Source organism: Cryobacterium lactosi (genome assembly GCF_004403945.1).
Classification (GTDB): Bacteria; Actinomycetota; Actinomycetes; order Actinomycetales; family Microbacteriaceae; genus Cryobacterium; species Cryobacterium lactosi.
The window spans coordinates 373,680-392,577 of the sequence record NZ_SOHM01000031.1 but is presented as its reverse complement, the minus strand read 5'-3'; the positions used below and the strand labels follow the sequence as shown (position 1 = coordinate 392,577).

The window sequence follows — 18,898 nt, the reverse complement described above, 5'->3', positions numbered from 1 at the left end:
CCCTACCGGAGCGCCCGGCGCTGCAGGGCCGGCTGCGTGCGGAACTGCCCGGTCAGCACCAGGACCACGATCACCAGGGCCATCACGATCCAGGTGACCCAGCCGAGCGGGCCGGTGGCCACGGGGTCGGCGGAGGTGTTGGCGGCGACGACCAGCAGCAGGAACCCGGCGGCCGCGTTGAACGCCCCGTGCGCGAAGACCGCCGGCCAGACCGATCCGGTGCGCAGGCGCAGCCAGCCCAGTAGCACCCCGTAGAGCATGCAGCCGCCGATCATGAGGCCGACGCCGAGCAGGTTGGGCTGCCCGAAGTTGTAGCCGAGCAGGATCAACGGGCTATGCCAGAAGCCCCAGACCGCGCCGGAGATGAGCAGGGCCGGCCAGGTGCCGAGCGGGCGCAGGCTCGGCAGCAGCCAGCCGCGCCAGCCGAGCTCTTCACCGAGGGCGAAGAGGCCGTTGAAGATCGCCGCGACGGGGATCATCAGCAGCTGGAGCAGCACGATCAGCCCCACCGGAACGGGCGATTCGACGGGGCTGGCCGCCTGCAGCACCTGCGCGAAGCCGGAGAAGTTCACCAGGTCGAGCTGTACCAGACCGAGCGCCCCGGCCAGGAAGACGCCGAGGATGACCAACAGGGCGCTGCCGAAGATGCCGAACACGCTCATCCAGATGGTGCGTCCCACGGGGCGGAGCGGCCACAGCCCCAGGTACGCGGCGACCGGGCGGGGCTTGGGGCGCTGCACCATGAACACCACGAACAGGGCGGCGATGCCGGGTGTGAACATGATCACCGGCAGCAGCAGGCCGGCGATCGGGTTGGCGAGTCCGCTGCCGTCCAACCACAGCGGCAGGGCCACGAGCCAGGCGAGGCCGCAGGCCATCACGATGAAGATCGTCACGGCCGTCCAGGGCACCCGGTTCGGCACGAGTGTGTCCGTCTCGGGTGCGGAGACTGGGTCGCTGTGGATCGATGCGCTCATGCCTCCCACGCTAACGACCCCTGTCCCGCCGGTCATCCCCCACAAGGCGGAGTGCTGGGCCCGCGGATGCCGTTACGGGTCGTGGCGGGCGCGGCTCGGCTGCACCCGGGGCGGCTCGCCGGGCATCTTGGGATAGTCGGGCGGGAACGGCAGCTCGCCCAGGCCGGCGGCCAGATCGCGCTCCCACCAGTCGAGCAGCGTGTCGATACGGCCCGGCTCGGCGCTCATGGCGGCCCACGGATCGCCGGTCGTGGCCAGCCGCTCGGGCACGGTCAGGATGGTGAACGTCGTGGGGTCTGATTCCTCGAGTTCGTCCCAGCCGATCGGACACGACACCGGGGCATGCGCCAGCGCTCGTGGACTGTAGGCGCCGGCCATGGTGCGGTCCCGGTTCGCCTGGTTGAAGTCCACGAAGATGCGCTCTCCGCGCTCCTCCTTCCACCAGTTCGTGGTGACCGCTTTCGGCATCCGCCGTTCGACCTCACGGGCGGCCGCGATCACCGCGTGCCGCACCACCTGGAACTCGCGGGTCGGCTCGATGGGGGCGAAGACGTGCAAGCCGCGGTTGCCGGAGGTCTTGACGAACGCGGTGAGGCCCGCCTCGGCGAGCACCGTGCGCAGTTCGATGGCCACCGGGATCGCGTCGTCGAAGTCGGTGCCCGGCTGCGGGTCGAGGTCGATGCGCAGCTGGTCGGGATTGTCGGTGTTCTCCGCCCGGGACGGCCAGGGGTGAAACACCACGGTGTTCATCTGCGCCGCCCAGACCGCGCCTGCCGGTTCGTCGATCACGAGCTGCGGATGCGTGCGCCCGCTCGGGTAGACCACCGGCACCGCCCGCATGAACTCCGGGGCGCCCTTGGGCGGGTTCTTCGAGAAAAACTGTTCACCGTCGATGCCGCCCGGAAACCGTTGCAGGGATACCGGGCGGTCACCGTTCGCCGCGACGAAAGGCTCCCCGACGGCCACGAGATACTCGGCCAGGTCGAGCTTGGTGATGCCCAGCTCCGGCCAGAGCACGCGGCTCGGGCTCGAGATGCGCATGACCCGGTCGCCGTGGGGCCCGGGTACGGTCAACTCCGTCGATTCGCTCGCCATCTCCCCAACCTAATCCCCTTCCGCGAACTGTGACTTAAGCACCTTATTTTCGCGATTTTTGGTGCTTTTCTCACGGTTCGCGGATGCGTCGGGTGGGGTGCGCCCGCGGGCGGCGGCAGTGTCGGTGGTAGGTGAGACGATCTCATTATGAGTAACCCCGACCAGGCAACACCGCCCGCTCCGGATGATGACCATTACTCTCCGGAGTCCGCTCCACCTGGCAACACCCCCGCTCCTGTCGAGCCGGTGCACGCTGGGTCGGCGGAGTCCACCGCGGCCGAACCGGCCGAGCCATACGTTCCCAATCCGACCTTGGACGAGTTGGTCTGCACGGAGCTGGCCCGCCGCACCGAACTGATCGCGGCCGAGGCCCGGGCCATCGCCCACGCGCAGGCCCGGCAGGCGGAGTTCCTTGTGGAGCTGCAGTGCTGGAGCGAGGACCCGCAAGTGTCTTCCCGGCTGCACGGCAACCCGGAGAGCATCCGGCTGGCCGACCTGAACGCGGCCACCCTGACCGAGGACCAGGCCCGCGCAGCCTTCTATGGCCGGTGGGAGGACCGGGAGGTGGCCCGGCGCACCATCGTGAGCGAAACCGCGTGCCTGCTGCGGATGCACGAACGCACCGTGGAACACCTGATGGAGCAGTCCCTCTGGCTGCTGTCGGCCCCCGCGACGTTTGAGGCGCTCTCCAGTGGTGAGATCAGCTACCGGCACGCCACCGTGCTCATCGACCAGATGCGCACCCTGCCCGCCGAAGACCACGAGGCCTTCGAAGACAAGGTGCTGCCGGATGCGAAACGACTGCCGGTCAGCCGGTTCAAAGACCGGGCCCGCCGACTCCGGGAGAGGCTGCACCCGGAGTCGATCGTGACCCGCACCACTAACGCCCTCGCCGAACGCCACAGCCGCTGGGAGGCCGCCCCGGACGGGATGGGCTGGTTGCACTGGTACGGCACCGCCCACGACACCAAAGCCGCCTACGACCGGATCAACTCCATGGCGGGGAACCTGAAGAAAGCCGGCGACCCCGCCCCTATGGACCTGGATGCGGAGGTGAATGTGGATGCGGAGGAGAAGAAACGCACCCTGGACCAGCTCCGCGCCGACATCACCCGTGCCCTGCTGCTGGACGGCATCACCCCAGACGGAATGGGCGCCGGGATCCGCGGCAAGGTAATGATCACCGTGCCCGTGCTCACCCTGCTCGGCCTGGACGAGGAACCCGCCACCCTCGAAGGCTACGGGCCGATCTCCCCCGAGATCGCCCGGCAGATCGCCGGACACGCCCCCAGCTTCACCCGGCTACTCACCCACCCCGAAACCGGGGTCGTGCTCTCGCTGGGCAAAACCCAGCACAAGAACACCAAAGCCATGAAAAAGTGGCTGCGGGTACGCGACGAAACCTGCCGCTTCCCCGGCTGCTCCCGGCCCGCGGTGAAGTCCGACGTCGACCACACCGACCCCTGGGCCGGCGGCGGCAAGACCGACTGCGACAACCTCGCCCACCTCTGCGAACCCCACCACCGACTCAAACACCTCTCCCACTGGCGAGTCACCCAGGAACCAGGCGGAATCCTGCTCTGGACCTCACCGGGCAAACGCAGCTACCGCACCGACCCAGCCAACCCGATGATGGGACCACCCCGACCGCTCCCACCCGTGGCGGGGCCCAAAAACAGGAAGCGACCCGCGGAGGAGAGCCACCTGATGCCTCCCCGGCACCGGCCAACCCGGACACCCACACCACCGGTCCCCGAGAACCCGCCGTTCTAGTGACGTTCGGGGATGCGGTCGTCGGGAGAGATGAGGTGAGCTGACAGGCACACAATCGCGGCGATGGCTTTCGGCACGGCCACCCGCAGGCCGCCCTCATCGAACGGTCATCCGGCAGGCCTAAAGTCCCGAGTCACCGGAGGGGCCGGGGTGTACTGTCAAAACAGCCCCGACATATACCCGCCGGGGTATCTGCCCGGCTGGCCGTGAGACCGTCCAGGCCAACGGAAGGCATCCCATGAAAATCGTCGTCGTTGGAGGAGTCGCTGCCGGCGCGTCCGTCGCCGCCCGAGCCCGTCGACTGGACGAGTTCGCGGACATCATCGTTCTCGAACGCGGCCACCACGTGTCCTTCGCCAACTGCGGATTGCCCTACCACGTGGGTGAGGTGATCGCGGATCGAAGCCGCCTGCTGCTGCAGACTCCTGAGAGCCTGCGCGAATCCCTCGACATCGACGTGCGCATCGGTCACGAGGTGACGGCCATCGACCGCGCCGCGCAGACCATCACGGTGCGCGAGGTCGACACCAACCGTGAGTACACCGAAAGCTATGACGCTCTCGCCCTGTGCCCGGGCGCCGAGGCCCTCCGCCCGCCGCTGCCCGGCATCGACCTGCCCGGCGTGCAGGTGCTCCGCCGCATCGGCGACATGGATGCCATCAAGGGGCAACTGGATGCCGCGCTCGCCCATGCCTCCGCGGGAGACCGCGGCCCGGTGCGCACCGTGGTCATCGGGGCCGGCTACATCGGCCTGGAAATGGCCGAGAACCTCAAGCACCGCGGTGCCATCGTTGACGTCGTCGAGATGAGCGACCAGATCCTGCCGCCGCTTGACCACGAGCTGTCGGTTCCCGTCGAACACCACCTCCGCAGCCGCGGTATCAGCCTGCACCTGTCCACGGCCGCCGCTGCGTTCACAGTCCGGCCCGACGGCGGACTCAACGTGGAGTTGACCGACTCCACGGTGCTGCCCGCCGACCTGGTCATCCTCTCCGCCGGCGTGCGGCCCAACACCGCCCTCGCGGTGGCCGCAGGACTCGACATCGGTGCCCGCGGCGGCATCACCGTCGACACCCACATGCGCACCTCCGACCCGCACATCTGGGCTGCCGGCGACTCCGTCGAGACCCCGCACACCGTGCTGCCCGGCCAGTGGCTCGCTCCCCTGGCCGGCCCCGCCAACCGGCAGGCCCGGGTGGCCGCCGAGAACATCTGCGGCCGCACCACCGAGTACCGTTCCACCCAGGGCACCTCGATCGTCAAGGTTTTCGACATGGTGGCCGGCGGCACCGGTGCCACCGAACGCCAGCTCCTGGCCGCGAACCTGCCGTACCGCGCCGTGCACGTGCACCCGTCCGGGCACGCAGGCTACTACCCCGGCACCGCGATGATGCAGCTCAAGGTGCTCTTCTCCCCCGACACCGGGCGAATCCTCGGCGCCCAGGCCGCCGGCTTCGACGGCGTGGACAAACGCCTCGACGTGCTCGCCACCGCACTCCGCGCCGGCCAGAGCGTCTACGACCTCGAGGAGCTCGAACTCGCCTACGCCCCACCGTTCGGCTCGGCCAAAGACCCGGTGATCATGGCCGGCTTCGTGGCGAGCAACGTACTGCGTGGCGACCTCACCCTCTGGTACGCCCAGGACTACCCGGACGCCACCGCCGGTGCGCGCCTGATCGACGTGCGCACTCCGGAGGAATTCTCGATCTGGCACCTCCCGGGTGCCGAGAACGTGCCGCTGGGCAGCATCCGCGAGGCGACCGCTGGCTGGGACCACACCGTGCCGTTGCGGCTCTACTGCGCGGTCGGTTTCCGCAGCTATCTCGCCCATCGCGCGCTCGTGCAGCGTGGGTTCACGGATGTCGCCACCCTGTCGGGCGGCTCGGACACCTTCCGTTCCTGGCATGAGGTGGCGCCGGAGAGCGACGAACCGCCGCAGCCGATGACCGCATACGCCGAGGCGGCTCCGTTCCGGGCCGCCGCCGTCGCGAGCACCGCTCTGGCCCAGGGCTCAGGCGTGCGGGTCGATCTGGACTGCTCCGGCCTGGCCTGCCCGGGCCCGATCATGAAACTCTCCGAGAGGATGAAGGCTCTCACCCCCGGCGACGAGGTGGTCGTTCACGTGTCCGACCCCGGCTTCGCAAGCGACGCCCCCGCCTGGGCGAGGCGTAACGGCCACCAGCTGGTGGCCATCGAGCCGGAGGGCCCCGGCTATGTGGCCACGATGCGCAAGGGCGGCGCCGTCGCCCCGGCCGCCTCAGGCGCGAACGCCGCACCGGCCGGACCGGGCAAGACCTCCTTCGTGGTGTTCTCCGGCGACCTCGACAAGGTGCTCGCAGCCTTCATCATCGCCAACGGCGCCCTGGCCATGGGCGAGGAGGTGTCGATGTTCTTCACCTTCTGGGGGCTGAATTCGCTGCGCCGCGCCGACGCCCCCAAACGGGAACGCAAGCTGATGGACAAGATGTTCGCCACGATGATGCCCTCGGGCGCCGGCAGCCTCCCGCTCTCCCAGATGAACATGCTCGGTGCCGGTGCCGCCATGATCAAGAAGGTCATGAGAGACAACAAGGTAGCGCCACTGCCCGAGTTGATCGCATCCGCTCAGGCCGGCGGGGCACGCCTGATCGCCTGCACAATGACGATGGACCTGCTGGGTATCGCCGAAACAGACCTGATGCCCGGCGTCGAGCTCGGCGGCGTGGCAACCTTCCTCGGTGAGGCCGCCGAGTCGACCACGACGCTGTTCATCTGAGGTCAGACGCCGTAGTCCTCCCACGGTGCCGTGATGCTGGTGATCGTGCGGTCAGGATTGTCGGTCCACACCGACACTGAGATAGACGAACCGTCCCGCGGGTTCGCATCGCTTCTGGGGACATCGATCTGCCCGATGAGGACATTGAATCCGTCCGCATCAGTGCCGCTATTGGGATTCTGCTCGGCAAGAGGGAGCGCCGGGTCGCCGATCGTGATGTCCTCTACCGTCGCCAGGGTCACACCGTTCAGTTCCGGCTCCTCGACAACGACATAGAAGTTCGAGTCCAGCGGCGCCAGGGCGGGCCAGTCCTCGTCGACGATGCGCAGCCCCGGCCAGTCATATACAGTCTGCGGGCCGGGCTCGATTGTGGGCGTCTCTCGGCTCACTACGGGGTCGGTGCGAAACGCTGCGGTCAGGGCGCCGACGACGCCCTCAATCGGGTCGTAGTAGGTGAAGGACACCACGCTCTCGTCGCTCGAGGTCAATTGCACAGCCTCAGGCGTCAGAACGAGTCCGGTGACGGCGACAACAGGGGCGACGGTCGGAGTCTCCGACGGCGCAGCGGTTGAGGACGGACCGGCCGCTGTCGGCGACGCTGTGGTGCCCGCCGATCCCTCACCGGCGCAACCAGCCAGCGCCCCCGCGAGGGCCCCGACCAGCACGAAGCTACAGGCACGAACTATGGATCTCCCCCGAGATGTACTCATATTCTGACGCTAGTGAGGTCCACCCTCCAATGACCAGGGCCGACCACCCCAGTTCGGGGAGGAGCACCGCTGCGGCGGGCCAGGACCTACTGCGGCGCCCCCGCGATATTGACCATCCAGGCCACTCCGAACTTATCGACGCACATGCCGAAACTGTCACCCCACGGCGCGACCTCCAGCGGCATCGTCACCGATCCGCCGTCGACGAGCTTGTCCCAGTAGCCGCGCATTTCGGCGGCGTCGTCACTGTCACCGCTGAGTGAAACTGAGAAGTTGTTGCCGGGCTTGTACTCCATGGCATTGGGGGTGTCCGCCGCCATGAGTGACAGGCCGGCCGGGGTGGTGAGCGCCGCGTGCATGGTCTTGTCCTGCTCGCTCGGGTCCTCGCTGGCCTGAAACTCCGCGAACGTGCTGCGCGTCAATTCGCCGCCGAAGATCGAGTGGTAGAACTCCATCGCCTCCTTGGCGTTGTCGCGAAAACTGAGATAGGGGTTCAGCTTCGTGCTCATGCTCGCTCTCCTTGCTGCCCGGGCTCACTGCCCGTGCCGTCGGTTCATGAAGGTGCTGTCTGAAAAGTGCTGTCTGCTGCCTACCCTGCCGATTATCGACCGGTCGGCGCGGATGCGCGAGGTATACGCCTAATTTCAGCACCGCTGCCCCGTCGGCAGCAGATGCGCAGGCACAGGTCGCGAGATCAGGTAGCCCTGCGCGGTGTCGCAGCCCATCGCCCGCAGCAGATGCAACTGGCCGGCCCGTTCCACCCCTTCCGCGGTCACTCTCAGACCCAAGGCGTGGGCCGTGTCAATGACTCCGCCGACCAGGAGCGCATCCTGGGGTGAGTCCTCGATCGTGTCGATGAAGGTCTTGTCGATCTTCACCGTGGTCAGCGGGAGGTCGCGCAGCATGGCCAGGGATGAGTACCCGGTGCCGTAGTCGTCGAGGGCGATGCTCAGGCCCGCGTCCCGCAACGCCTGCAGCTGCCCGATCGCCCGCGGCAGGTCGGTGATCTCGGATCCCTCGGTGATCTCCACTTGCAGCAGCCCGGCGGGCACCCGATGGGCGGTGAGCGCGGCGAGAACCTGGGGAACCACGGTACGAGCGGCGAGCTGAAGCGGCGACACATTGATCGCGATGCTGCGTGGCTCACCGGCATCCAGCCAGCGGCGCGCCTGCGCACAGGCCTGGTCAATCACCCACTCACCGATTCGGTGGATGTCGCCGGACAGCTCGAAGATCGGAATGAACTCCGCCGGTGACACTTCGCCCAGCACTTTGTCGTGCCAGCGCAGCAGCGCCTCGACTGCGGTGCACTCCCCCGTGACCAGGTCCAGCTGGGGTTGGTAGTTCAGCGCGAAGGTCTCGGATTCAAACGCCGCAGTCAGCCGGCGCCGGATCAGCGCGTTGCGGGTGATCGGCGCCGCGCCCTTCCCGTCAAGCCTGGCCACCTGGCGCTTGCCGGCCTTCTTGGCCTTGATCATCGCACCGTCGGCGTGCCTGAGCAGCGCGTCGAGTTGGCTCAGCTCCAGCTCGTCAACCACATCAACGGCCATCGAGACACCCACCGACGCGGACAGGTGCAGCAGATGGCCATCGCTCGCGAACGGAGCGGCGGCGTGGAGCACCACCCGGTTGGCGACGTCGAGCGCCTGCGCCTCGGTCACATTCACCAGCAACGCCGCGAATTCGTCGCCGCCGAGCCGGGCCAGAATATCCGTGGGACGCATCAGGCCCCGCAACCGGTCGGCGAAACCGACCAGCACCTCATCCCCGGCACGGTGGCCGAAGGTGTCGTTCACGGCCTTGAACCCATCCAGGTCGATGAACAGCACGGCCACTCCGGCCAGGTCGGCGGCGCTGAATGTCGACCCCCGTTCTTCGAGCTGCCGCCGGTTGGCGAGGCCGGTCAGGGAATCGTGCAGGGCTGCGTACCGGAAGTCGGCGGAGAGCCGCTCGAACAGCTGAGAAACCGAGACAACACCCGGTCCCGAATCGGTGAGCACGAGCACATCACGGTAGCGCGACTCCTCCGGCAGAGTGAGGATGCGCTGGGCGGCGTGGCCGAGCTCCAGGTGTCCCGGCAGCGAGAATGAACTCCCCGACACCATCTGCGCGGCCGTCGAGCGCACGTGCAGTCCCCGCCCGTAACCGAGTCGCCCGGTGAGCGTGTATTCCACGTGCTCACGGGTCAGGAGCGTGTAGCGGTTGCCGTCGTGCACGACCAGCGACCGCAGCGCACGCTCGGCCCGGAAGGTGCGATCGATGTCGGCCAGCGGGGTGTCGGCCGGTATCAGACGGGCGGGCGAGGCCAGTTCGCCGAGGCTGACGGGCCGGTCAACCCCCAGTTCCCGGTTCACCGTCTGCGTTACTTTGCTCATACAAGATGACTACCGGAGCCCGCGGGCGTCACCAAACCCGCTCGCCGCTGTTTGCCTCGCGTTAAGGTGCGTTGTACCCCCAGAACGGCCGACAGGTCGTTCGGTGAGCGTACCGTTCCATCCCCGGAGTCCGGGCGCGGGCGGCGTCCTCGCTGAGCACCATGGCTGCGGGGCCGGCGCTCCGGTTTGGACTACGCTGACGGTCAACCGCCCCACCGTCGAAGGACAACCATGGACCACGTCGCCACCATCGTCGCCGATATCCACGCCACCAAACCGGAGGCGCTCGGCATCATCGCCGCGGCCCTGGATGCGTCGGTGCAAGGCGCGCACACCGCCTCGGCCTTTGTCGCACTGCCGCACGGCGGCCGGGTCGAGGTGGACATCCCCAAGTTCGGGGAAGCCCCGCCCCTCGCCATCGACGTGCACGATCCGCGCGGCGAGGCAGAGGCCCGCACAGCGGCGCAGTCCTTGCTCGAGCTGCTCTCCGGCGCTACGGCGTGGCCGCTGCACCACCTGCACGACTGAACTCCGCGATTGAGCCCTGCACGACGGATAACTCCATGCGTACGCACGGGTTTTTCCCGTAGCGTGGTGCCATGATTAATTCGACCCCCAGCACGCTACGACCCAGCTACGTGGAGCCCGGCAAGGACTTCGATCGCGACACGAACTACATCGAAGACCGCATCACCCGCGACGGCCGAGACGGCTGGCCCGTGGAACCCGGTCGCTACCGACTGGTGGCCGCTCGTGCCTGTCCCTGGGCGAACCGCACCGCCATCGTGCGCCGGCTGCTCGGTCTGGAGCGGGTCATCTCCCTCGGCCTGCCCGGCCCCACCCACGACAAGAACAGCTGGACCTTCGACCTCGACCCGAACGGGGTCGACCCGGTGCTGGGCATCGAACGCATCCAGGATGCGTACTTCGCCCGCTTTCCGGACTACCCGCGCGGCATCACGGTGCCGGCGATCGTGGATGTGCCCACCGGCAAGCTGGTGACCAACAACTATCCCCAGATCACCCTGGACTTCGAGACCGAGTGGGTGGACTACCACCGGCCCGGCGCCCCCGACCTGTACCCGGTGGCCCTGCGCAGGGAGATCGACGAGGTCGCCGAGCTGATCTTCCACGACGTCAACAACGGCGTCTACAAGTGCGGCTTCGCCGGCAGCCAGAAGTCCTACGAGCGGGCCTACGACACCCTGTTCGCCCGGCTGGACTGGCTGGAGGAGCGCCTGGCGAACCAGCGTTACCTCGTCGGCGACACCATCACCGAGGCCGACATCCGCCTGTTCACCACCCTCGCGCGGTTCGACGCGGTCTACCACGGCCACTTCAAATGCAACCGCAACAAGCTCAGCGAGATGCCGGTGCTCTGGGCCTATGCCAGGGACCTGTTCCAGACGCCGGGCTTCGGCGACACCATCGACTTCGACCAGATCAAGAAGCACTACTACGTGACGCACGTCGACATCAACCCCACCGGCATCGTGCCGAAGGGCCCGGATGCCTCGGTCTGGCTCACCGCGCACGGCCGTGAGTCATTGGGCGGCCGGCCGTTCGGCGACGGCACCCCGCCGGAGGCGCCGCTCGAGAGCGAGCGCGTGCCCGCGATCTAGGCTGCCGGAAGTTTCAGCGCTTCAGTTGCGCAAAATCCCCCCGTCGTTTCGACAACGAAGGGGGGATTTTGCGCACCTGAATGCTGGTTAGCGGGCGAGCCAACCGCCGTCGACCGGCAGGGTGATGCCGTTGACGTAGTCGGAGGCGCTGCTGGAGAGGAACACCGCGGCGCCGACCAGGTCGGACGCCTCGCCCCAACGGCCGGCCGGGATGCGGTCGAGGATGGCCTTGGACCGCTCGCCGTCCGCCCTCAGGTCCTTGGTGTTCGCCGTGGCGATGTAGCCGGGTGCGATGGCGTTCACGTTGACGCCGGAGACGGCCCATTCGTTTGCCAGCGCCTTCGCCAGGCCGACGATGGCCGACTTGGATGCGGTGTAGCCGGGCACGTTCACGCCGCCCTGGAAGCTCAGCAGGGAAGCGGTGAAGATGATCTTGCCGTGGCCGCGGGCGACCATATTGGCGCCGACGGCGCGGCTCAGAACGAACTGTGACGACAGGTTCACGGCGATCACCTCGTCCCAGAATTCGTCGGAGTGCACGGCGGCAGGCGCCCGGCGGATGGTGCCGGCGTTGTTGATCAGGATGTCGGCGTTCAGGGCGGCCAGTTCGGTACCGAGGGCGGTGATCGCGGCGCGGTCGGCGTAGTCGGTGTCGTACGGGGTGAAGCTGCGGCCCAGGGCTTCGACCCGCTGGGAGACCTCGCTGCCGGTCATGGGCATGTTGACGCTCACGCCCACGATGTCGGCGCCGGCCGCGGCCAGCCCCTCCGCCATGGCGAGCCCGATGCCACTGCTGGCACCCGTCACGATGGCCACCTTGCCGGTGAGGTCGAAGGGGTTCGCGGTCATGGTGGTGCTCCTCTGGGTCTGGCGGATGGGACGGATCGGGCCGATCACACAATGTTCTGCCCGGCGGAACACTGTTCCGCCTAGTGACTACTCTACGGCTGATCCGGCCGTAGCGCGACCGGCTCCACCCGGCTGGGCGGCACCGGCGTGCCGCGAGTACCCTCGTAGGGTGCCAACCTCCGCCCCGACCGAGCCCACCGTGCTCGCTGCCGAGGACTGGCGTGAACTGGAGCGCCGCCACCAGGATCGTGCCGACGCCGCGACGCGGGGACGCCGCGAACGCGCCGGCACCGAGAACACCCATCCGGTCGAGGACTTCCTGTTCACCTACTACCCGTTCCGTCCGGGGCTGTTGCGACGATGGCACCCGGGGGCGAACATCCTGCTGCAGGGCGCGGCCGCCGACGAGCGCGCCGCCTGGAAGTGGTACCGCGTGGACGGGGACGACGTGATCGTGGATCACGCCGCGTTCGCCCTGAAGAATTCGCGGAGCATCCGCTTCATCGTGAGCCTGCTGGGACGCACCGCGGAGCGGGCCGGCAACTTCGGCTGCTTCGGCCTGCACGAGTGGGCCATGGTCTACCGACAGGGGGTACATCGCCACGGATCCCCGCTCCGGCTCAGCCAGGACGACACCGACAGCGTCGTGGAGACCCACCGGATCGCCTGCACGCACTTCGACGCGTTCCGCTTCTTCACCCCCGCCGCCGTCGACCTCAACTCGGCGCAGGCCCTTCCCGTGCTGCCCAGCCGGGAGAACCAGCCGCAGCTCGAGCAACCCGGCTGCCTGCACGCGGGCATGGACGTCTACAAATGGGCGATCAAGCTGGGCCCGCTGGTACCCGGCGAGCTCCTGCTGGACTGCTTCGACCTCGCCCGCGACATCCGGGAACTCGACATGCAGGCATCCCCGTACGATCTCACCGCCTGGGGATACCGCCCCGTCGCAATCGAAACCCCGGCGGGCAAGGCCGAATACGTGCGACGTCAGCGCGGGTTCACCGAGCGGAGCAACACCCTGCGGACCCGGGTGATCGCCGCGGTCGACCTTTCGTCGGATTCCTCGGCCGGGGTGTAGTTTCCCCGGTAGCCCGCAGAACGAGCCGAGGGAAGGAGTGCCGATGGAGCGCCCGCTCGGGCTCAGCTCGGCGGAGGCCGCCCGTCGGCTCGCGACCGACGGAGCGAACGTACTGCCTCGTCTGGCGCGTCCGTCGGCGCTCCGGGCGCTGGTTCGCCAGTTCACCCATCTGCTCGCCCTGCTGCTGTGGACCGCGGCCGCGCTCGCGCTGCTGGCGGGCACGCCGGCCCTGGCCATCGCGATTGTCGTGGTGATCGTGCTCAATGCCCTCTTTGCGTTCTGGCAGGAGCATCGCGCGGACCGTTCGGCGGAACGGCTGCGTGACCTGCTCCCCACCGAGACCCGGGTGCGCCGGGACGGCCTGCAGCGCATTGTTGATGCCGCCGAGCTGGTGCGGGGCGATGTCGTACTCCTGCGCCTGGGCGACCGCATCGCGGCCGACATGGTGCTGCGGGATGCCCACGCCCTCACTGTGGACGAATCCATGGTGACCGGGGAGAGCGAGGCCGTGCCGCACGAGTCCGGGCAGCTCCTGCGCGCCGGCACCTTCGTGGTGCAGGGCGACGCCGAGGCCGAGGTCACCGCCACCGGAGGCCAGACCACCCTCGCCGCCATCAACACTCTGGCCCGATCGGCGATCCGGCCGACCAGCCCCCTGACCCAGCAGCTGAACCGCGTGGTGCGCGTCGTCGCCGTTATCGCCGTGGCCACGGGCGTCGGCCTGGGTCTGGCGGGCCTCGGCATCGGGCTGCGACCGGCCGAGGCGTTCCTGTTCGGCGTTGGCGTGGCCGTGGCCCTGGTACCGGAGGGGCTGCTGCCCACTGTGACGCTGTCGCTGGCCCGCGGGGCCCAGACGATGGCGAACAATCAGGCCCTGGTGCGGCGCCTGGACGCCGTCGAGACGCTTGGAGCCACCACATTCATCTGCACCGACAAGACCGGCACCCTCACCCAGAACCAGATGTCAGTGGTGGAGGTGTGGACTCCCCGCGGCGTGGTCGGCGTCGAGGGTTCGGGCTACGGCCCCACCGCCACCATCACCGGGCCAGCGGAGGCGACCGCCCTGTTGGGCGCGGTGGCGACGGCGGCCGTGAACTGCGTCACCGGCCGCGCCGTGCTGCGTGACGACCAGTGGCGCCCGGAGGGCGGCCCGCTGGACGCTGCCCTCACGGCGCTGGCCCACCGAAGCGGCTGGACCGAGGACCTGCACCAGGTGGTGCGCCGGCTGCCCTACACAGCCGAACGGATGATGAGCTCGGCCCTGATCGCCGGCCGGCTGAGCACGCTGGGCGCGCCGGAGAGCGTCTTCACGCGCTGCCTGGACGTGCCGGAGTCCGCCCATCGTGAACTGGCCCGGATGACCGCGGCCGGCCAACGGGTCATGGCGGTGGCCGGTCGGGAGTACCCCACCGGTTCCGCAGCCAAGCCCCTGACGGGAGCCGACGAGTCCGGGCTGGTGCTGTGGGGCCTCCTCGGCCTCGAAGACCCCCCGCGCCCGGACGTGCACGAGGCCCTGGTGGCCTGCCGCGAGGCCGAGATCCGGGTGATCATGGTCACGGGCGACCACCCGAACACAGCCGCGGCCATCGCCCGTCAGGTGGGACTGCTGGGGCCGGATGGGACGGTGCTCGGACCCGGGCTGCCGGACTCCGATGCCGAACTCGGTGCTCTGCTCGACCACCCGGACGGCGCCGTGGTGGCCAGGGTGACGCCAGCGGACAAGCTGCGGATCACCCACGTCCTGCAGGCCCGCGGCCACGTCGTCGCCATGACCGGCGACGGGGTCAACGACGCCCCGGCGTTGCGTGAGGCCGATGTGGGGGTGGCCATGGGCCTCAGCGGCAGCGACGTGGCCAGGGAGGCCGCCGACCTGGTGCTGCTAGACGACCATTTCGGCACCATCGTGGCCGCCATCCGCCTTGGTAGGGCGACGTTTGCGAACGCCCGCCGGTTTCTCACCTACCACCTCACCGACAATGTGGCCGAGCTGGCTCCGTTCGCCGTGTGGGCGCTCACCGGCGGCCAGTTCCCGTTGGCGATCGGGGTGCTGCAGGTTCTCGCCCTCGACATCGGCACGGACCTGCTGCCGGCGATCGCGCTCGGAGTGGAGCCACCCAGCAAACGGGTGATGCAGGGTGCGGCGCGCACCCGCAATCTCGTCGACCGGGCGCTGCTCGGGCGGGCGTTCGGCCTGCTCGGCCCCGTCGAGGCCGTGGTGTCGCTCGCGGGCTTCGCCGCGGTGCTCCTGGCCGGCGGCTGGTCGTGGGGCGAAACGGCCGGGCCCGGGCTGCTCGCGGCCGCGTCGGGAACGGCGTTCGCCACCATCGCCGTGGCACAGATGGCCAATGCCTTCGTCTGTCGCAGCGAGACGGTGCCGGTCTGGCGGTTGCGGTTCGGCGGCAACCGCGCGCTCCTGGCTGCCGTGGCCGCCGAGGTGGCGCTCCTGGTCGGCTTCCTCGGTATCCCGTTCGTCAGCGCACTGCTCGGCGGGGACTGGCCGCCGCCGGCCGCCTGGGTGTTCCCGCTGCTGGCCGCCCTACTGCTGGTGCTGGCAGATGCCGCGCTCAAGCAGCTGCGCGGCACCCGTCGTCGCCGCGCGCGGTCGGGCCTGCTCAGCGCCTAGTCGGCCCGCTGCCCGGATGCGCGAGCGTTCACACGCGTCCGTCAGGCCGAGGCAAGGTCGCGGCGCCGGATGCGTTCGAGCTCGTCGCCGATGCCGATGTCGGCCACGACCACCCGCCCGGCGAAGTCGGCCGCCGGGCGCCGCATCAGCCCGGCCTTGCAGCCGCCGAAGGTGACGGTGAGGTCGGCCCGCAGAACGGTCGGATCGGGCACACAACCGTCATCCACACCGATGCCGCTGGGCAGGTCGACGGCCACGACCAGGGGCGGGTGCTCGCCGGAGAGGGCGGGCAGGATCGCCGCCACGGTGCCGCGCGCCGCCCCGCGCAAGGCGGGGTTGCCGGTCGTTCCGGTGCCCAGGATGCCGTCGAGGATCAAGTCGGCCGCCCGGGCGAGTCCGGTGACGACCTCGGGCAGCTCGTCGACGGGGCGCAGGTCGGCGCCCGGCGCGAGGGCGGCCTCGAGCGCCTCGCGGTGCAGACGGTCGCTGGTGGGCAGGATGCACAGGGCGGCACCCTGGTCGGCCAACAGCCTCGCGGCGAACAGGGCATCAGCACCGTTGTTGCCCGAACCGGCCAGGACCAGCACCCGCGCACCCCGTACTCCCCCAGCGGCGCCGCGGCGCGCGGTGAGGAGCGTGGCCGCCGCGGTCGCCACAGCCCCGGCCGCCCTGGCCATGAGCGGTACCCCCCGGTCGAGGAACGGCGCCTCGGCCTCGCGCACCTGGGCAGCCGTGTAGGTCTGCGGGCCGGGCCGGTCCGGTGGGTGCTGGTCCGGTGGGTTCTGGTCCGGTGGGTCCTGGTCCGGTGGGTTCTGCACGCCGCCACCCTACGCCGCGCGGGGCCACTCGACGCTGCGCCATCAGCGTCCGGTCAGCCCCGGGTATACCCCATGGGGTATTGTGGGGAACTCCACTTACCTCGAAGGAGACCCCATGTGCCGAGCCGTGACCTGCAGGACCTGCGGAAAAACCACCTGGGCCGGCTGCGGTCAGCACGTCGACCAGGTCATGCGAGGCGTGTCCCGCAACGATCGCTGCGCCGGCCACCCGAAAGAGCCCTTGTCCGGCGGATTCTTCGCCCGACTGTTCTCCCGGAGCTGATCCCGGCTCGTGCGGGCTGCGGCACGGCCGCATCCGGCGCCGCCACTCCGCGCGCAGTCCTACGCTGGGGTCATGGATGCTTCCAGGTCGACACCGGTGCGACCGATACTCACACTCACCATCAACCCCGCCCTCGACGTCAGCACCTCGACGGAAAACGTGGTCGGTGAGCACAAGATGCGCTGCGGACTTTCCAGGCTGGACCCGGGTGGCGGGGGCGTCAACGTCTCCCGCGTCATCCAGCGTCTCGGCGGCCAGACCCTGGCCATCTATGCCGCCGGCGGGCCGACCGGCGAGGCCTACCGCAAGCTCATCGAAGCCGAGGGCATCCCCACCGTGGTCGTGCCCATCGCGGGCAGCACGCGAGAGAGCTTCACCGTCGACGAGACGTCCACCGGCAAACAGTTCCGCTTCGTATTGCAGGGCCCAGAGGCCACCGAGGCCGAGTGGCGGGCCTGCCTCGACAGGGTCGCGGCATCGATCCCGCACGACGGGTACGTCGTGGCCAGCGGCAGCCTGCCGCCGGGCGCGCCCGACGACTTCTACGCCCGGGTGGCCAGACTGGCCCGCGAGCACAACGCGCGCTGCATCGTGGATGCGTCCGGTCCGGCCCTGGCGGCGGCCCTGGCCGAAGGAGTCTTCCTGGTCAAGCCCAGCGGACGCGAACTCGGCGAACTGGTGGGCGCACAACTCGACACCGCGGAGAGCCAGATCCATGCGGCGAGCACCCTCGTGGAGCGCGGCTCCGCCGAGTTCGTGGCCCTCACCCTGGGCGGCGAGGGCGCCGTTCTCGCCTCGGCGGCCGGCGTCATCCGGCTGCCGGTCCCCCAAGTGCAGGTGCAGAGCACCGTCGGCGCCGGGGACAGTTTCCTCGGCGCCTTCGTGCTTCGCATCGCGCAGGGCCACGACGCGCAGGCGGCCTTCCGCGCCGCCGTGGCCGCGGGCAGCGCCACGGCCATGACCCCGGCCACCGAGCTCTGCCATCGGATCGACGTCGAGCGACTGGAGGCCGAACTCGCCCTGCTGCCGGTGTGAACCCGGCACACCAGGGCCGCCCCGTAACCGGACGTCGAGATTACAGTTGACCTCATGAAGCTGATCAAGATCGACCCGCCTGATCGGAGCTTTTCCCGCTGGTTGACCGATGAGGAGGTGGGTCAGGTCCTGGCCCACAGTCGCGGCTGGCGGCTGGGCAGCGATGGCAGCGTGGTCGCGGGCACCCTGCGCAAGCTGACCGTTGCCCCCTCCCTCGCCGCGTTGGGCGCCGCGGCCTCGGCCAACCGCTGGATCAGCCGGCCCGCCAGAGCGGGCAGCGACGGCAGCGGTCCGACCCACATGATGTGGGGAGTGTTCGAGGCCCGGACCGACGCCGAAGTGGCCGCACTCGTCGCGGCCTCCGTGCCCTGACCCGACCTACCGGCCCGGCCTATTGACCCGGTGATCAATGTAGGGTGGAAGGCATGACCCTCCTGGCTCCACAGACAACCCGCAGCACAGTCCTCCGCACCATCTTCCGCCTGGTGCTCGGCGCGTTCCTGCTCCTGGCCGGCATCAGCCACCTCGCCGTGAACCGTGAGGCGTTCCTCGCCCAGGTGCCAACCTGGTTGCCCCTCGAGGGTGATTTTGTGGTCGTCGCGTCAGGCGTCGTGGAGATGGTCCTCGGCGCGGCGTTGCTCGCGCTCGGCCGGTACCGCGTGCAGGTCGGCGTGGTGGTGGCACTGTTCTTCGTGGCGATCTTCCCCGGCAATATCTCTCAGCTGGTCACCCACACCGACTCCTTCGGGCTGGACACCGACCTCGACCGCAGCATCCGACTGCTCTTCCAGCCCGTCCTGGTGCTCTGGGCACTCTGGTCCACCGGCGCGTGGAAGGCGTTCCGTGAGTACCGTGCCGACCAGCGCGACCGGAACCGCTCCGGCCCCACCGGGCCGACGGACTGA

The 18,898-nt window shown here is 69.3% G+C and carries 16 protein-coding genes; 9 read left to right on the top strand and 7 right to left on the bottom strand.

Translation table 11 applies throughout. The features are described 5' to 3' along the window. Positions 1-2: 2 nt before the first annotated feature. Together E3T61_RS15430 and ligD are read right to left on the bottom strand one after the other, a co-directional pair. Complete coding sequence (locus tag E3T61_RS15430; RefSeq protein WP_134641702.1) at positions 3-977, bottom strand: CPBP family intramembrane glutamic endopeptidase; 975 nt, start codon at positions 975-977, stop codon at positions 3-5. A gap of 72 nt (positions 978-1,049) precedes the next feature. After that, positions 1,050-2,072 carry a non-homologous end-joining DNA ligase gene (gene ligD / locus E3T61_RS15425; RefSeq protein ID WP_134641701.1) on the bottom strand — a complete coding sequence of 341 codons (1,023 nt, stop codon included), beginning with the start codon at positions 2,070-2,072 and terminating at the stop codon, positions 1,050-1,052. A 147-nt stretch (positions 2,073-2,219) separates the two neighbouring features. Between ligD and E3T61_RS15420 the strand changes: the two genes are divergently transcribed. Together E3T61_RS15420 and E3T61_RS15415 are read left to right on the top strand one after the other, a co-directional pair. Then, positions 2,220-3,845, top strand: a complete 1,626-nt coding sequence (locus E3T61_RS15420; protein ID WP_134641700.1) for an HNH endonuclease signature motif containing protein — start codon at positions 2,220-2,222, stop codon at positions 3,843-3,845. Positions 3,846-4,083: 238 nt separating this feature from the next. After that, positions 4,084-6,600, top strand: coding sequence for an FAD-dependent oxidoreductase (locus E3T61_RS15415; RefSeq protein ID WP_134641699.1), 2,517 nt, complete (start codon positions 4,084-4,086; stop codon positions 6,598-6,600). Positions 6,601-6,602: 2 nt separating this feature from the next. Here the strand turns inward: E3T61_RS15415 and E3T61_RS15410 are convergent, their stop codons facing one another. From E3T61_RS15410 to E3T61_RS15400, 3 genes are all read right to left on the bottom strand, one after another. Then, positions 6,603-7,088: a hypothetical protein gene (locus E3T61_RS15410; RefSeq protein WP_206751530.1), complete on the bottom strand. Its 486-nt coding sequence runs from the start codon at positions 7,086-7,088 to the stop codon at positions 6,603-6,605. A 308-nt stretch (positions 7,089-7,396) separates the two neighbouring features. Next, complete coding sequence (locus tag E3T61_RS15405) at positions 7,397-7,819, bottom strand: VOC family protein (protein ID WP_134641697.1); 423 nt, start codon at positions 7,817-7,819, stop codon at positions 7,397-7,399. A gap of 135 nt (positions 7,820-7,954) precedes the next feature. Further along, positions 7,955-9,685: a putative bifunctional diguanylate cyclase/phosphodiesterase gene (locus E3T61_RS15400; RefSeq protein WP_134641696.1), complete on the bottom strand. Its 1,731-nt coding sequence runs from the start codon at positions 9,683-9,685 to the stop codon at positions 7,955-7,957. Between the two features lie 231 nt (positions 9,686-9,916). Between E3T61_RS15400 and E3T61_RS15395 the strand changes: the two genes are divergently transcribed. Continuing rightward, the gene (locus tag E3T61_RS15395; RefSeq protein ID WP_134641695.1) at positions 9,917-10,213 is read left to right on the top strand and encodes a hypothetical protein; all 297 of its coding nucleotides are present in this window, start codon (positions 9,917-9,919) and stop codon (positions 10,211-10,213) included. A gap of 71 nt (positions 10,214-10,284) precedes the next feature. Next, a complete protein-coding gene (locus tag E3T61_RS15390) occupies positions 10,285-11,307 on the top strand; it encodes a glutathione S-transferase family protein (RefSeq protein WP_134641694.1) in 1,023 nt (340 codons plus the stop codon). Positions 11,308-11,394: 87 nt separating this feature from the next. Here E3T61_RS15390 and E3T61_RS15385 read toward each other — a convergent pair whose 3' ends face one another. After that, positions 11,395-12,156, bottom strand: a complete 762-nt coding sequence (locus E3T61_RS15385; protein WP_134641693.1) for an SDR family NAD(P)-dependent oxidoreductase — start codon at positions 12,154-12,156, stop codon at positions 11,395-11,397. A 169-nt stretch (positions 12,157-12,325) separates the two neighbouring features. Here E3T61_RS15385 and E3T61_RS15380 point away from each other — a divergent pair, with 169 nt between their 5' ends. Both E3T61_RS15380 and E3T61_RS15375 read left to right on the top strand, forming a co-directional pair. Then, positions 12,326-13,234: a 3-methyladenine DNA glycosylase gene (locus E3T61_RS15380; protein ID WP_134641692.1), complete on the top strand. Its 909-nt coding sequence runs from the start codon at positions 12,326-12,328 to the stop codon at positions 13,232-13,234. A 43-nt stretch (positions 13,235-13,277) separates the two neighbouring features. Beyond that, entirely contained in the window at positions 13,278-15,857 is a 2,580-nt protein-coding gene (locus E3T61_RS15375) for a cation-translocating P-type ATPase (protein ID WP_134641691.1), read from the top strand. 41 nt (positions 15,858-15,898) lie between these two features. Here E3T61_RS15375 and E3T61_RS15370 read toward each other — a convergent pair whose 3' ends face one another. Then, positions 15,899-16,675 carry an NAD(P)H-hydrate epimerase gene (locus E3T61_RS15370; RefSeq protein WP_241992604.1) on the bottom strand — a complete coding sequence of 259 codons (777 nt, stop codon included), beginning with the start codon at positions 16,673-16,675 and terminating at the stop codon, positions 15,899-15,901. Positions 16,676-17,030: 355 nt separating this feature from the next. Here E3T61_RS15370 and E3T61_RS15365 point away from each other — a divergent pair, with 355 nt between their 5' ends. From E3T61_RS15365 to E3T61_RS15355, 3 genes are read left to right on the top strand one after another with little or no spacing between them, the layout of a single operon-like run. Then, positions 17,031-17,993, top strand: a complete 963-nt coding sequence (locus E3T61_RS15365; RefSeq protein ID WP_174777033.1) for a 1-phosphofructokinase family hexose kinase — start codon at positions 17,031-17,033, stop codon at positions 17,991-17,993. A gap of 54 nt (positions 17,994-18,047) precedes the next feature. Next, the gene (locus tag E3T61_RS15360; protein ID WP_134641690.1) at positions 18,048-18,365 is read left to right on the top strand and encodes a hypothetical protein; all 318 of its coding nucleotides are present in this window, start codon (positions 18,048-18,050) and stop codon (positions 18,363-18,365) included. A 53-nt stretch (positions 18,366-18,418) separates the two neighbouring features. Continuing rightward, on the top strand, positions 18,419-18,898 hold the full coding sequence (locus tag E3T61_RS15355) for a DoxX family protein (protein WP_134641689.1): 480 nt from the start codon (positions 18,419-18,421) through the stop codon (positions 18,896-18,898).

Coding starts and splice junctions, on each gene's coding strand:
- E3T61_RS15430 (WP_134641702.1), bottom strand. CDS start 977: ATGAGCGCATCGATCCACAGCGACCCAGTCTCCGCACCCGAGACGGAC.
- ligD (WP_134641701.1), bottom strand. CDS start 2,072: ATGGCGAGCGAATCGACGGAGTTGACCGTACCCGGGCCCCACGGCGAC.
- E3T61_RS15420 (WP_134641700.1), top strand. CDS start 2,220: ATGAGTAACCCCGACCAGGCAACACCGCCCGCTCCGGATGATGACCAT.
- E3T61_RS15415 (WP_134641699.1), top strand. CDS start 4,084: ATGAAAATCGTCGTCGTTGGAGGAGTCGCTGCCGGCGCGTCCGTCGCC.
- E3T61_RS15405 (WP_134641697.1), bottom strand. CDS start 7,819: ATGAGCACGAAGCTGAACCCCTATCTCAGTTTTCGCGACAACGCCAAG.
- E3T61_RS15400 (WP_134641696.1), bottom strand. CDS start 9,685: ATGAGCAAAGTAACGCAGACGGTGAACCGGGAACTGGGGGTTGACCGG.
- E3T61_RS15395 (WP_134641695.1), top strand. CDS start 9,917: ATGGACCACGTCGCCACCATCGTCGCCGATATCCACGCCACCAAACCG.
- E3T61_RS15390 (WP_134641694.1), top strand. CDS start 10,285: ATGATTAATTCGACCCCCAGCACGCTACGACCCAGCTACGTGGAGCCC.
- E3T61_RS15385 (WP_134641693.1), bottom strand. CDS start 12,156: ATGACCGCGAACCCCTTCGACCTCACCGGCAAGGTGGCCATCGTGACG.
- E3T61_RS15375 (WP_134641691.1), top strand. CDS start 13,278: ATGGAGCGCCCGCTCGGGCTCAGCTCGGCGGAGGCCGCCCGTCGGCTC.
- E3T61_RS15365 (WP_174777033.1), top strand. CDS start 17,031: ATGGATGCTTCCAGGTCGACACCGGTGCGACCGATACTCACACTCACC.
- E3T61_RS15360 (WP_134641690.1), top strand. CDS start 18,048: ATGAAGCTGATCAAGATCGACCCGCCTGATCGGAGCTTTTCCCGCTGG.
- E3T61_RS15355 (WP_134641689.1), top strand. CDS start 18,419: ATGACCCTCCTGGCTCCACAGACAACCCGCAGCACAGTCCTCCGCACC.